The organism is Bacillus sp. MC1252, assembly GCF_056838025.1.
In genome coordinates, this window is record NZ_CM166369.1 from 3,195,361 (window position 1) to 3,209,824 (window position 14,464).

Genomic DNA, 14,464 nt, shown 5'->3' on the forward strand with positions numbered 1-14,464 from the left:
ATCCTGAGAAATTCACTATTTTTTATTTGAATATCAGTTTTATAATAACATATACCTAATACAAAGTTAATAGTTAATATTCGGGCTTAAATTACAATTTTAAATAAACAAACCAAAAAAAGCACTATTAAGGGATTCGCTCTTAGGTTTGAGGATCCCTTAGTAATGCTTGTCAATATTCCTATTTAAACACAACCTCAACCACCCGTTTCGATGATTCCCCGCTCTCTAAATAGCAGAATTTTTCATAAAACGGTGCAAATGAAGCTGGTAATGCAAAGGCTGGCTGTTCTGTTTCTCTTACCCAGTCAATGACACTTGCTGTCTCTTTCACAAGCGGTCCAGGTGCTTCTTGTTCAAAGTCGAAGTAGAAGCCTCTGAGCTTGTCACGATATGTTTCGATGTCTGGCACATAGAACAGCATCGGACGTTTGAGATTTGCATAATCAAAGAACACGGATGAGTAATCTGTGATGAGCAGATCAGAAATCATATAAAGGTCTCTGATGTCTTCGTAATGAGAGAAGTCATAGGCAAAGCCTTCATATGGTCCTAAATCAAAGTTTTCAGCTACTAGATAGTGCATACGAAGAATGATGATATAGTCGTCTCCGATAGATGCTCTTAGCTCATGCAGATCAAGGTCTAAATCAAATTTGTACTGCCCTTTTTTATAAAATTGATCGTCTCTCCATGTCGGTGCATATAAGATCAATTTTTTATCAAGCGGCAGGTTCATTTTTTGCTTGAGTGCCCTCATCGTTTCTTCATTGTTTTGATTGTGAAGGAAGTCGTTTCTCGGATATCCTGACTCAACCATCGTCTTTTGAAATTGGAACGCACGTGTAAAGATTTCAGTCGAGTATGCATTAGGAGAAATGAGGTAATCCCAATTCGATGCTTCTTTCGTGAAATTCTTTTTGTATTTCTTCGTGTTCGTTCCAGGCATATGCACCTCGTCCATGTCCATCGCCAGTCGTTTTAACGGCGTACCGTGCCATGTTTGCAGGTATGTTGTATGGTCTGGTTTTGGGACCCAAAGCGGCAATCGACTGTTGACGACCCAATACTCAGCTCTTGCCATCGCAAAAATCCATTTGAATGACAGACGATTGATATAGTAGATGTCCTTTTCCTTAAACGGTGCTTCATGCCCTTTTTTGACGCTCCAGATCAACGTATATTCAGGGTGATTTTCTTTCATATACTCATAAATAGCACGCGGGTTACAACTGAATTGTTTTCCATTAAAGCTTTCAAAAACAACGGTTTTCTTTTTCACGGACAATTTACTTGCTAGCTTAAAGGTCGTTTTGAAGGTTCTTGTCACCAATTGATTACGGACTTTTTTGATTTTGCCAATTTTCTTTTTGAATTTCTTCCACTTGCTTTTGACATAGTACTTCGCACGGGTTTTGATTGTGTAATCATTAATTCGGATGCCAAGCGTTTGCCTCTTTTTCTTTCGATATACTTCATATCGAATCGGGATATCGTTCTTTTTTTGTATTTGGACAAGCCCTTTTAATTGATTAGATCGATCTCCAAGCACAAGTGACGGTGTTGTTAAAGTCTCTTCTATTCCGTTAACTTCACATATAAATTCAAAGTACATTCTATAGATATATCGCTTATCTGTAGAATAGGTTAATGCCCCTAAAGGGACTTCAACTTTGAAAGGATATATCTCTGGCATCTCCCCGTCTGTTCTATAATAATCAATTTCACTTTTTTGCTGGAAATTTACGGGGAAGCGGTGCTCCATTTCGGGGGCACTGTTCCTTTTGACCAGGATTTGTATTCTTTTGATTCGATAAGAGTGCTCAGCACTTATCACACCACAATATCCATTTAGAGTCAGGATATTGGTCTCATCGAGTGATATCTGCTTCATTTTCGTGATCTTCATTTCTCGCTTGACCTTAATAGAAGCATTCCCTTTGTCCGTACGATATGGTATGGCAAGGAGCAGAGCGTTTTGATTTTCTATGAAACAGACTTCAGGCGTTTCGACATCCAGCTTTAGACGACGCTTATAATAAGGATTGTCGTCTTCATCTATGAATTGTCCTTCTTCCTCTTCCAATTCCGCCTCTTCGTCCTCTCCATCAGAATCATACGAGGAGTCTTCGGTTTCATCTTCGCTCTCACTACTATCAATCATTTGAGAAAAATCCGTCACATATAAATTATACGTTTGTCCTTGTTCCATTTTATTCGAGAAAGAATCTTCATGAAGCACTATTTTAAACCGATTTTCTGCTAGATGTTCAAGAGGAAGGTAAACTTCCTGCTTTGAGAACCTTTCTCTCATGAGCAAGTAAAATATTCGACCTTCTAATGGCCTATCATCATCTATTTTCAACACAATTTCCAGTTGTTGGTGATGGTTCTTTAAACTTTCAACAACACTTTTCTTCTGAACGGTCTCTTCAATCATCAATCATTTATCTCCTCTGTTCATCGAAATCTTATGCTTGTCATACTCATAACACGATGTAGTATAAATAAAAGTTTCTATTTATTTATTCAACTTCCAAGAATAATTCCCTTTAATTGTCTTGTAAGAAACACCATCCATCTTTGACACACCTTTTTCATTGAGCAAATGCTCGGCGATTGGTAACCGCTGAGTGATTTCATTGAATTCTTCATCTCTCATTCTCATATAGAAATCAACGTATTTTGTTTTGTTTCGCTTCAATGCCGCCTTTATGAATGCATGTCCAATTGGGAAGGATACCTTTAAATTTTCGACTTTTTTAGAGAATAACTCAGCATGGTTATCCCGATCGTATCCGACAAGTTCTAATATAACCTTTTTTCGCTTTTCAATCACACCTTCTATTTGCAAGTCCAATGAAAGAACATGATGTTTACTACTAATGTCTACCAATTTGAAATGAATAGGCTTCATCATGCGTTGAATTTGGTCTCTTTTTTCTCGAACTTCTATCATTTTGTGGAGTGCCGTTATCCAGTTTTCATAATAGTTCGGGATTGAATATATCTCTGCAATCTCCTGACAATTTTCTGAAAAAATTTGATGCTGTTCATCGTTTTTTAACAATTCAATGATTTTGTTAGCTAGCTGTTTCACTTCATATTGCTCTACAACAAAGCCATTAAACTCATTTTTCACAAGCGTGCTAGCACCATAATCGTAATTATAAGTAATCACAGGGCAATTGTTAACAATTGATTCCATGATAGATAATGGACAGCCTTCAAAGACAGAGGTAGAGATAGACATTCTAGCTGTTCTAAATTCAACATCAGGTTTTTGAGTGAACCCTTTCAAAAAGACATTCTTTTCTAAATTTAATTTTTTAATTTCCTGTTTTAGCTGCTTTTCTTGAGGACCAGAACCAAAGATTTCAAGCCTCGCACTTGGTACTTCTTTTATCACAAATTGAAACGAACGGATGGCATCTATGACATTCTTGATTTTAGTTAATCTCGCCATCATCAGTACCTTATGTGGATCAGCCATATAATGATCTTGTACTTGATGTGACGAACGGTCTAGTGTATGTGGCGTTAAAAAGAATATATTTTGATGACCGAATTGTTTTACTACATCTGTTTTTTGCTCTTCAGTGATAAAGAAGACGGCATCTACTTTTTGTTTTCTTATTTGGGTAAATAACTCATTGTAATCAGAACGTAATGCTGTCTTTTCTGTTTCGTAGTGTTTACTGTGAATAATTGCTGAGAAGTAAGAAGAGCTTCTTTTTTTTAATTGAAAAACATACTTATCCTGCTTCCGACTATCAACTAAAAAGAGCTTTTTCCGATCATTTTTATACTGAATAGTCATGAGCCACTCTTGTCTTAATGCCTTTTCATTTTTAAAGGTTTTTATCCCTTCCTGAGCATACCATATCATTTCTTTTAATTTATTTTTAGACTCTTCTTCAAGATGAACATACTCCTTTTTCATATAAATATAAGTGTGCTCATAAATGAATAGTTCTTGATAGACTTTGCCCGTTTCCTGAGAGAAATAAGAAACTTTATGCAACTGCCCTTGTGTATTGTATTCCTCACGCTTTTCCATTTGCTGATTTTGATGAAAGAACTCAATCATCTCAATTTGATTTGTTTGTTCATTCCTAATGAATCGAACAGATGGATCTTCATGATCAATTACCACTTCATTGATGTTGTCAGGGTGATAAGATGGGTGATACTGTTCCTCTGGTTTACTATTTGGAATAAGGAAGTCTACATACATATTTTGAATTTTTGTCATTTTAGGATTCACTATTTGTTTGTCAATGATCCCTTTCACTTTCCGAGAAAATTCAGGATCATATGAAAAGGTTAAAAAATGAGATGAAATATTCTTCAACCCAAATAGTTTCGCACGTAGCAATAACGACTTCGTCATACCACCATATTTCTCTTTAATTCTCCCAGTAATAAAGTAATAATCCATATCCGGAATTTGTAAGTGTGGTTGCGGTTGACTTTGATTATTTTTAAGTGTCTTTCTTCTATGCTTGTTAAACCATTTTCGGATCAAAACACTCAACCTTTCATTGTTGTCCATTTATTCCGTCGATATTTAAATAAATTTTAAAAGAATATTTTAACATGAAAAAATACTTCTCACCAAATGATAAGAAGTACTCTTATTTCAATCTATTAAAGTCCTGCAATTTCTTCCTTAATTTGTGTTGTAGAGATGCCTTCTGTTCTCTTCAAGTATACGACTTCGCAATGCTCTTTCAAGAAATCGAATTTACCTTCCCAGTCATCTCCCATGACAAACACATCGATGTCGTGCTCTTGCACGTCACGGACTTTTTGATCCCAGCTGTTTTCTGGAATGACTTCGTCTACATAACGAATTGTCTCTAAAATCAGCTTTCTATGCTCGTAGCTATGATAAGCCTTTTTTGATTTTTGTAAATTAAACTCGTCTGTAGAGATGGCCACCACTAAGTAATCTCCGAGCTGCTTTGCACGCTCCAGCAGCTTAATGTGACCCCAGTGTAATAAATCAAATGTACCGTAAGTAATAACTTTCTTCATTGCAAACTAAACTCCTTTCTTTAAATCCTTATTCGTCTGCTTCAAGCAGTAATGTTTATCCGTAATCCCATTATCTTCGATCAGTTTTTTCGCTCTTCGGAACCTCATTATATCACAGTGCCCATTAAACGTTAAGCAGATGTAAAGACAAACTATTTCCAATTTAATGGGCACGGGAGGAAAAGTCCGAAAAATCAATGTTTCACCGATCTTCAATTATATGAAATTATAAAAATGTCATGAAATTTAAAGGATTGTAAAGTTATTGTTAATATTTCATGGAGCAACTATGATAAAATGATGAGTAGGCTAAGAATGAATTTACAATGAACGTTCATAGATAACAAGATGAAAAAGGAGGTCTAAACAATGCAAACAGAAGTGGTCTCTAACCTTTCTTATGTAAACGGCGACTTAGATGAATTTATCAGCTATATCAACCAGCATCATATTTCTCAGAAAAGAGGCGCCATGATTGCGACTGTGAATCCAGAGATTGGCTATGCCGTCATGAAGGATGATGCGTACCATCAAGTAGTCTCTTCTGCGGATTATGTATTGCCGGATGGTGTGGGCGTCGTGTTGATGTCACGCATGACACAGAGTCCGCTTAAATCAAGAATTGCAGGCTTTGATGTCTTCATGTCTATGCTTGATCTTGCAAACAAGCAGTCTAAAAGTATCTTTTTATATGGTGCGAAAAAAGAAGTGCTTGAGGCTGTCAAACAGCGAATTGATACGGAATATCCAAATGTGGTCATTGCAGGCAGCTGTGACGGCTATCAAGCCGATAAACGTTTCGTTGCGAAACAAATCGCTCGCTCGAAAGCACATATGGTGTTCGTTGCTTTAGGTTATCCAAACCAAGAGAACTTCATTTATGAATACCGCCATTTATTCCCGCAGGCTGTTTGCATCGGTTTAGGCGGAAGCTTCGATGTATTTAGCGGCACAGTGAAGCGTGCACCACGCTGGATGATTAAGACAAATACGGAATGGCTGTACAGACTGGTTGTCAATCCGTGGAGATGGAAACGAATGCTGAATATTCCAAAGTACGCCTTTGCCGTATTGAAGGAAAACAAAGGGAAGAAACGTTACTATCCTGAGCAAGTAAAGGATCAGACGAAGCAGCTATGAGAGATTGATCAATGATGAATATACGCTCAATAATCATTTCATGTTATGCAGCTTTCGTTTCTTTTATTGGATGGCTGATGAGCGGAGTGAAACCGCGTGAAAACCAGGTGACGCTGCTTGTTTCATTCCAGGAGAATGCGGCTGCTCTCATTGATACCTATCAACAACAAGCGAATATGACGATGAAGCTGACAGTCCTCTATACGAAGCATGCTTCCAATATAGAAAAGGACGGGTCTCATCTGTCATTTCGCTATTTTCATGAAAAAAATCCCTTCCATCTCATTCAATGTATGTATACGATGCTGAAAAGCAAGGTCGTTGTGACGGATAATTACTTTCTCATGACAAGTGTGCTAAGAAACAGACCTTCTACAACCTGTATTCAAGTATGGCATGCCAATGGCGCTTTGAAAAAATTTGGCCTTGAAGATGCTTCAAATTCATGCCGGAGTCCACGTGATATCGAACGCTTCAAGCGGGTCTATGCGTCTTTCGATTATATCGTCACGGGTTCAGATCGCATGCGTGAGATTTTCAAGTCATCGTTTGGGGTAAATGACGAACGTTTTTTACCAACAGGTGTGCCGCTGACGGATGTGTACTATGATCATCATCCGCCTTCCTTAAAGCCGGATGATTTTCCAAGAGGGAAAAAAATTCTGCTTTATGCACCGACCTATCGAGACTTTGCCATGGACGGTCTTGTCCTGCCCTTTTCAAAAGAACAAATGCATACAGAGCTAAATGGAGACTATATTCTGCTCGTCAAGCTTCATCCTGCGGTCAAACATTTAGCGAAGGCTGAAACAGATGGTGAATGGATATTTGATGTGTCCGAGCAGCCGCTTTATCCTTTGCTCTGTGCTTGCGATGTTCTGATTACGGATTATTCGTCGATTGTGTTTGAATATGCGCTGCTCGAAAAACCTGTTTTGTTCTTCACTTATGATTTAGAAACTTATCGAGATAAACGGGGATTAGTCGATCGTTATGAAGACATCATTCCCGGAAAGGCTTGCGTCTCTCAAGACATGCTCTTGAAGGAGCTTTTACATCTAAACGAATCAGCCAATGGAGATCTATTAAAAACCTTCGCTGAGGAATGGAACCAATATTCAAAGGGACAATCAAGTGAGCAGCTCTTAACATTTATTGAACAGCAGCTCTTACACAAAAAACGTCCGGCTTCTTATTAGGAAGCACGGACGTTTTTTTATTTGTTATAAACCGGGATATCATAATACAGCGTATAGTTATCAAGTAAGTTATACAAACTATACATACGAGTGACTTGCTTATAAGCCCATCCAATATCCGTAGCATATTGATGAGTAGCTGAACTAGACCAGCGCATTTTATAAATGGTATCTTGTTTGTAAGTGGCGTGATTGATATAGCTGTTGCCAATGAATTTTGCCCCGCCAATAATGGCTGCCTCTGGCGTGAACCATTGCTGTTCATACGCATACTTTGCACCGAGATAATTCGGATTGCTGTCGTATGCGCCAATGCCATACATGTTATACACTTTCTTTCCATTAAACATCGTACCATTCGCTAAAATTGAACTTCCGTTACCTGTTTCAAGCAGCGCATGAGAAATCAAATAGATTTCGTTAATATGATACGTTTTCGCTGCTGTTATAAAGGCTTGTCCTTTTCCAGCAAGAATCCCTTTCCCTGCTAAAATCTTCGAATTGACTTCGGTCGGATTGAGATTCGCAGCTTCAGAGAGTTTGAGAAATTGAAAATACGATTGAGTGCCCTCAGCGATATTAGCTGGGTCTACATATTTTAACACTTCTGCTGAACTCGCATTTCTCCAGCCAAGGCTGATCTTTATCCAATTCCCTTCTTTCCCGAGCTGTTTCACTTTTGTGCCTTTGTTCAGCTGTGCCACGATGTTGCTTGCAGAGCTTGAATCAGGTGTAGAACGTACATTTAACCCATCCGTATTCACTGTTGACGTCGCTGGATCTACATATGTCGCATAAACATAAGCCGCACCATCTGTCTGTGGTGACACCTTCATTTGTTTGTTCACCATCTCATTGACAGTGAGGTTATAATTCGTTTGCATGACCATCGGGCCATTTTTGATTTTTGTTGCGGTGGCTGTCCAGCCATATTGGCTTTTCACAAAAGCAATGGCCGCATTTGCATTTGCTAACCCTGTGAATTGCTGCGTTATGTTGATTTTATATGCCGGTTTTGTTGTCGTTGTATAAGCAGCTGTTTCATTCCGTTTTTTGAAAAATGCCATGCCTTGATCACGCAATGCAGCAGTCGCAATGACCCCTGTTTTCATTTGATATTGCCCATAATCAGTTGTACCCGTTTTTTGGGCAGCTGCCTTCATTTTTTGTTTCGTCAAATAGCTAAGTGCTTGATTGAGTTTTGTCTGATTCACAGTCGCCTCTGTCGTAATACGGTATTGCTTGACAGCTTCTGTTAAAGTTTTTGTACTGCTGGCAACCCCATTTTTCTTGATGATCTCTTGCGCCTGCTTCACTTTGCTTTGATCATATACAGGTGTTGTCATCAGGCTATACGCTTTGGTGACGGCTTGTCCCTTACCTGTTGTGATGTTACTTGTCACCTTTTGTGCCTTTAAGTATGCGGCACCTTTGTTCACTTTTGCTTGATCCGTTGCTTGATTGACAACGAGTCGATACGTGCTATCAGATACCTTGCCCGTTTTTTTCGTTGTCGCAGATACCTTTTTCTTTTGGAAGAAGGCCGTCGCTTTTTTCGCTTGATCATCTCCTAAAAGGTTCCCAGTCACTACTTGATATGGCTGTGTAGAAGAGATTTTTTTGGACGTATAGCGCCATTTCTTTTTCTTGAAAAAGGCAACTGTTTTTGCATAAGCTGTATCGTTTAATTGATTGAGCTTCACGATATAATTTTTCGTTTTTCCTACTCGCTGCACAGTACCTGCAGCACCGGTTTGTTTCTTAATCTGAGCCGCAGCTGAGGCTGCTTGTTTGCTGTCTTTGAAATAGCCTGATTCCATGCGATAGACATTTTTAACGGCTCCTGCCTTCTGAATCTTCCCGCTGATTTTTGCTTCTTTTTGCAGCTGGGTAAGAAGTGTCTGGGCTTTCGACTGGTTAGCTTGTGCAGCTGATGTGACGATGTAATATGGCTTGCCTGCTGTCACCGTTTGACGCACTGCTTTTAAACCAGATTCCTTTTGAAAGCCTTGCAGGATGGTATTCGCCTTACTTTGTCCAACAATACCGCCTGAGATCAGCTGATACACGGTGCCAGCTTTGTTTTCGGTTTGGTATGTACTGGTGACTCCTGCCTTCTTTTGTAATTCTGTTTGAATATTTTTGACTTTCGTTTCAGAATCAATGGCTCCTGATATGACCTGATAAGAAGGTCTGCTTTGACTGATGACTTCATAGGAGCTCTTTAGCCCTGATGTTTTTGCTAGCTCTAGCGAGAACTTTTTTGCCTGACTTTCATCGTTGATCGGGTCAGATACGACCTTTTGTAAAGGAAGGCGGTCACCAACTGGAGACACAGTGCCATTTATGCCCACCTCTTTTTTTAACGCCGCCGCACTTGCATTCGCTGCATCTTGTGAGTCATATCCTGAGGCAGTGAGCTGATAGGTCGACGTATTCCCTGAGGTTTGATAACTTGCTGTCCACTTTTTATCTTTTTTCAGTGTTTCTACTGCTTTTTTCACTTCTGATTCTGTCGTAAATACCTTTGAGGTGCTAATCGTATAAATGGATTGATCGACATAGGAGGCTGCTTGCGCTTCTTTGCCTGTGTGTAATGTCATACCAAAGGCAGCTGCGAGTAACATAATCTTGATGGTTTTTTTCACGTTCCCTGTCCCTCTCTTAACTTTGCATAATAGTCTACTAATCTCTTTATCGACAAAAACAAGTCTTCTTTCAAGTCATTCATGCAATAGCAAAATAGAGGACCCCATTTAAGTCCTCTTTTCCTTTATATATGTGACACAATCAGTTCACAAGATCCTTCAATCGAGAAGCTCCCTGTTTCAGCTGGCAGAATAAAATGAGCCCCTTTTGGCAGTGGATATGTGTTCCCATCATGCTCTATAGACCCTTCTCCCTTAATGACACTGCACAGCAAAAATGGATCATCTTGCGAAAGCTCTACTTTTTGATCAATTTCCCATTTATACACAGAGAAATATTCTGCTTCTACAAATGTTCTAATGGTCATTCCTGGACGTGTTTCGACTGATTCATCTGCATAACCGTCTACATGAGGAACCGTTGTGACGTCAATGGCTTGCGCAAAATGAAGTTCACGTTCATTGCCATCTTGGTCTTTTCGTTCATAATCATATACCCGATAGGTTGTATCTGAGCTTTGCTGCGTTTCGAGGACAAGCGTTCCTTCGCATAGCGCATGAATGGTACCGCTTGGCACATAATAAAAATCACCAGGCTTAATCTTCACTCGCCGTAAAAGACCTTCCCAATCTCCGCTGTTCATCATGGTCACTAGCTCAGTTCTTGTTCTTGCATTGTGTCCATAGATCATTTCTGCTCCTTCTTTGCAGTCAATGATATACCAGCACTCTGTTTTCCCAAGCTCTCCATTTTCATGTCTTTCAGCATAATCATCTTCTGGATGAACTTGAACGGACAAGTCTTGGTTTGCATCTAAAATTTTTGTTAACAGCGGGAAGCGATCGCCTTCTATTCCCCCGAACAACTCCCTGTGATTGTCCCATAGTTCGATCAACGTTTTCCCTTTATATGGACCGTCTTGCACGACACTTGGTCCGTTTGGATGAGCAGAAATTGCCCAGCATTCTCCCGTTTGATCAGAAGGAATATCATAGCCAAATTGATCCCTTAAGGCTGTACCTCCCCATATTCTCTCCTTCAATTCAGGCAGTAAAAAAATTGGTGACTGCTTCATTCAGGATGACTCCTCCCTTTGCTACCCTTTGATAATCCTTGCCTAGCATGATGAAAACTAGTAAGTCTCAACTTTTATTATGACGCTATCTAAAGAGAAGTCAATCCTTTCAGTACACCAAATGAAAACGATAACATGAAAATTTCTTTATCCTTTGACAGAGCCTGCGAGAAGCCCCTTCACAAAGTATTTTCCGAGCAGAATATACACCAAAAGTGTCGGCAGTGCGGCCAAAATAGCTCCTGCCATTTGGACGTTCCATTGCACAATTTGGCTGCCTGATAGATTTTGCAAGGCGACCATGACTGGCTGATGCTCCGCAGTGGTCATCGTGACTGCAAATAAAAATTCATTCCACACATTGGTAAACTGCCAAATGGCGACCACGACAAATCCTGTGATGGAAAGCGGAAGAATCATATGTCTGAAAATCCCGATAAACCCTGCGCCATCCATTTTGGCCGATTCAATCATTTCATCAGGGATGCTCACATAGAAATTGCGAAACATGAGTGTTGTGATCGGAAGACCATATACGACATGGACAAGCACTAGACCTGGAATCGAATTATATAATCCGACTTCACGTAAAAATTGAATGAGTGGAATGAGGATGCTTTGATACGGAATAAACATACCAAACAGCATCAACGTAAAAACCACTTCTGACCCTTTAAAACGCCATTTTGATAGCACATAGCCATTCATCGCACCTAATACGGCTGACAATAAGGTAGCAGGAATGACAAGATAAAGTGAATTCATCAAATTAGGCGATAGCTTTTCAAAAGCGATTTGATAGCTAGAGAAATCAAGCGTTGATGGCAGCGACCACATTTGCTCAAGGGTGACTTCACCTAATGGCTTTAAGCTTGTGACGAGCATGACATAGACAGGCATTAGAAAAAAGAGGCTGCACAGAATCAATAAAGCATAGAGAACTGGACGGACAAACCATCTGGCTGTCATGATGAAGCCCCCTTCCGGCTCGACAGGAGATATGGCACGATAAAGACCGCAACAGAGATCAGCATGACGATTGCAATGGCAGCACCGCCTGCATAATGGTTTCCTCTAAAGGTCATTTCAAACATATAAACGCCCGGTACATCCGTGACAAAGTTTGCACCCGGTCCTGTCATCGAGTAAATCAAATCGAAAATCTTTAAAGAAATATGAGCCATAATAATAATGACACTTGCAGTAATCGGTTTTAAAAGCGGAAAAATGATTTTTCGGTAGATTTGCCACTCAGTTGCTCCATCCATTCTAGCAGCCTCTCTCACTTCCTCTGGAATTCCTCTAAGACCTGCCAAATACATCGCAAGCGAGAACCCAGTCATTTGCCACACAGCTGCAATGACGACTGCAATCATCGCCGCTGGTACACCAAATTCAATTTTCCCCCAGACAAATCCAGCTAAAATATTCGTATCCGTGTACCACTTAGGCTGGATGCCTAGCGTTTTCAAAAATAAATTCACTCCAGTTGACGGATTTAAAATCCATTGCCACACGACACCAGTCACAACGAAGGAAAGGGCCATCGGAAAAAAGAATAAATTCCGGAAAAGAGATTCACCCTTGATCTTCTGGTCTAGTAAAATCGCAAGTGCGAGCCCAGAGGCTATGACGGCTCCAATAAAGAATAAAGTAAAAAAGACCGTGTTTCGTAGATCTGACTGAAAGCGGAAATCTTGAAACAGCATGACATAATTGCGAAGTCCTGCAAAAGAGAAATCCGGAACAAGCGAGGTCCAGTTTGATAATGAAACATACCCTGTCCAGCCAATAAAGCCGTAAACAAAGATGAATAATAAAACAGCTGACGGGGCTAAAAATAGCAGTGCAAGCAGCTGATCTCCATTCCATTTTTTCCGAACACGTTTCACTTTCGGCGCTGACGCTTTTGTGTTCGGCGATGTGTCCATGCGCATGAAGCTACACTCCTTTTTAAAAAAGAGGCGGTGCCTGATCGCCGCCTCCTTCGTCTTTATTTCATAGAGTCTTTTAAAGATGAAACAAACTGGCTGCTGTCTTTTTGTGTCACAAAAATATTGACGGCTTGGTTTGCTTTCGTCACAAAGCCTTCTTCAGCAGCTGAGCCATGGGCGAGTGACGGCGCCAGCTTTGACTCTTTAAATGCCTTCATCGCCGATTTTCCGTATTCATCATATTTTGATACATCCGCATCAACCCGTGCCGGAATCGATCCCTTCAGCGGATTAAACGCATCCTGTCCTTCCACAGATCCTAAGACAGATAAGAATTTTTTCACGTTTTCCGGCTGTTTGACACCCTTCGGCAGTCCGAACGTATCGGTGATCACCATAAAGCTTCCCTCCGTTCCAGGGGTCGCCACGTAACCAAAATCTTTGTTGACCTTCAAGTCCAGATCGTTGACAAAGTATCCCTTCGCCCAATCGCCCATGACATTCATCGCCGCTTCCCCTTTTGCCACGAGCTGTGAGGCATCCTGCCAGTTACGGGAGCTATGATCGTCATTGACGTATTCGAGCATGCGTCCAAAGATGTCTGCCGCTTCCTTCACTTTTGTGTCATCCATTTTCAAGTCGCCCGCCCAAAGTTTTTGATAATCTTCTGCGCCTAATACACCAAGCAGAACACTCTCAAACAAGTGAGTCGCTGCCCAAGGCTCTTTATCCCCAAGCGCAAGTGGAGTAATCCCTTTTTTCTTTAAAGCATCTGCTGTTTTGAAAAATTCATCAAATGTCGTTGGCGGCTCTAAACCTTGGTCTTCAAATACCTTTTTGTTATACCAAAGCACATTGCCTCGGTGAATATTCACTGGAACCGAATAGATTTTCCCATCTTTGCTCACAAGGTCAATCAGTGATTCTGGGAATTTGTCCTTCCAGCCTTCTTGTTCATAAAGATCATCAAGCGGCTCCATTTTGCCTGCCGCGACCCAGCTCTCGTTCAGCTCTGCCCCGCCATGTACTTGGAAGGAAGCTGGCGGATCATTTCCTTGCATCCGGCTCGTCAAAACAGCCTTTGCATTCGTACCAGCACCACCTGCGACGGCTGCATTTTCAATTGGAATCTCTTTATTTTTCTCTTCAAACAATTGAATGAGTGCTTTCAGTCCGTCTTCCTCACCTGCTCCTGTCCACCAAGAGAAAATTTCAAGCTTCTCCGCTCCGCCCTCTTTTTTTGCATCTGAGTTCGTCGATGTACTGCAAGCCGTGATGAGAAGCATGCAGAGTGCCAACAAAGTAAAGCCTAATTTGAACTTCATGATTGATCCCCCATCCCTGTTTTGTAAGCGTTATCAAAATAAGTATAATGGTAGATCATTGCTTTTTTTCAGGCAAACTTCTTCACTTTTTTATGAAATTCT

At 40.4% G+C, this 14,464-nt stretch carries 10 protein-coding genes; 2 read left to right on the forward strand and 8 right to left on the reverse strand.

Annotation, left to right across the window (positions count from 1 at the left end; genetic code table 11):
- Positions 1–181: 181 nt before the first annotated feature.
- The 3 genes from ACYH0L_RS16515 to tagD all read right to left on the reverse strand — a co-directional run bounded on the left by ACYH0L_RS16515 (position 182) and on the right by tagD (position 5,040).
- Complete coding sequence (locus ACYH0L_RS16515) at positions 182–2,440, reverse strand: CDP-glycerol glycerophosphotransferase family protein (protein ID WP_327924392.1); 2,259 nt, start codon at positions 2,438–2,440, stop codon at positions 182–184.
- An 81-nt stretch (positions 2,441–2,521) separates the two neighbouring features.
- Positions 2,522–4,528 carry a glycosyltransferase gene (locus ACYH0L_RS16520; RefSeq protein ID WP_482354159.1) on the reverse strand — a complete coding sequence of 669 codons (2,007 nt, stop codon included), beginning with the start codon at positions 4,526–4,528 and terminating at the stop codon, positions 2,522–2,524.
- A gap of 122 nt (positions 4,529–4,650) precedes the next feature.
- Entirely contained in the window at positions 4,651–5,040 is a 390-nt protein-coding gene (gene tagD / locus ACYH0L_RS16525; RefSeq protein WP_008343212.1) for a glycerol-3-phosphate cytidylyltransferase, read from the reverse strand.
- Positions 5,041–5,409: 369 nt separating this feature from the next.
- On the opposite strand from tagD, the gene ACYH0L_RS16530 reads away from it, so the two are divergent.
- Positions 5,410–6,180 carry a WecB/TagA/CpsF family glycosyltransferase gene (locus ACYH0L_RS16530; protein WP_099726419.1) on the forward strand — a complete coding sequence of 257 codons (771 nt, stop codon included), beginning with the start codon at positions 5,410–5,412 and terminating at the stop codon, positions 6,178–6,180.
- Between the two features lie 11 nt (positions 6,181–6,191).
- On the forward strand, positions 6,192–7,379 hold the full coding sequence (locus ACYH0L_RS16535; protein WP_249705613.1) for a CDP-glycerol glycerophosphotransferase family protein: 1,188 nt from the start codon (positions 6,192–6,194) through the stop codon (positions 7,377–7,379).
- Between the two features lie 17 nt (positions 7,380–7,396).
- Here the strand turns inward: ACYH0L_RS16535 and ACYH0L_RS16540 are convergent, their stop codons facing one another.
- The 5 genes from ACYH0L_RS16540 to ACYH0L_RS16560 form a co-directional block, all read right to left on the reverse strand.
- Positions 7,397–10,027 carry an N-acetylglucosaminidase gene (locus ACYH0L_RS16540; protein ID WP_230030657.1) on the reverse strand — a complete coding sequence of 877 codons (2,631 nt, stop codon included), beginning with the start codon at positions 10,025–10,027 and terminating at the stop codon, positions 7,397–7,399.
- Positions 10,028–10,152: 125 nt separating this feature from the next.
- The gene (gene manA, locus ACYH0L_RS16545) at positions 10,153–11,103 is read right to left on the reverse strand and encodes a mannose-6-phosphate isomerase, class I (protein WP_482354160.1); all 951 of its coding nucleotides are present in this window, start codon (positions 11,101–11,103) and stop codon (positions 10,153–10,155) included.
- A 147-nt stretch (positions 11,104–11,250) separates the two neighbouring features.
- Positions 11,251–12,072 (reverse strand): carbohydrate ABC transporter permease, encoded by an 822-nt coding sequence (locus tag ACYH0L_RS16550; protein WP_099726423.1) that lies wholly within the window; start codon positions 12,070–12,072, stop codon positions 11,251–11,253.
- The gene (locus ACYH0L_RS16555) at positions 12,069–13,040 is read right to left on the reverse strand and encodes a carbohydrate ABC transporter permease (RefSeq protein ID WP_180275475.1); all 972 of its coding nucleotides are present in this window, start codon (positions 13,038–13,040) and stop codon (positions 12,069–12,071) included. Before ACYH0L_RS16555 ends, ACYH0L_RS16550 begins: the two co-directional genes overlap by 4 nt.
- Before the next feature lie 56 nt (positions 13,041–13,096).
- Positions 13,097–14,362: an ABC transporter substrate-binding protein gene (locus ACYH0L_RS16560; RefSeq protein ID WP_230030655.1), complete on the reverse strand. Its 1,266-nt coding sequence runs from the start codon at positions 14,360–14,362 to the stop codon at positions 13,097–13,099.
- Between the last annotated feature and the right edge of the window lie 102 nt (positions 14,363–14,464).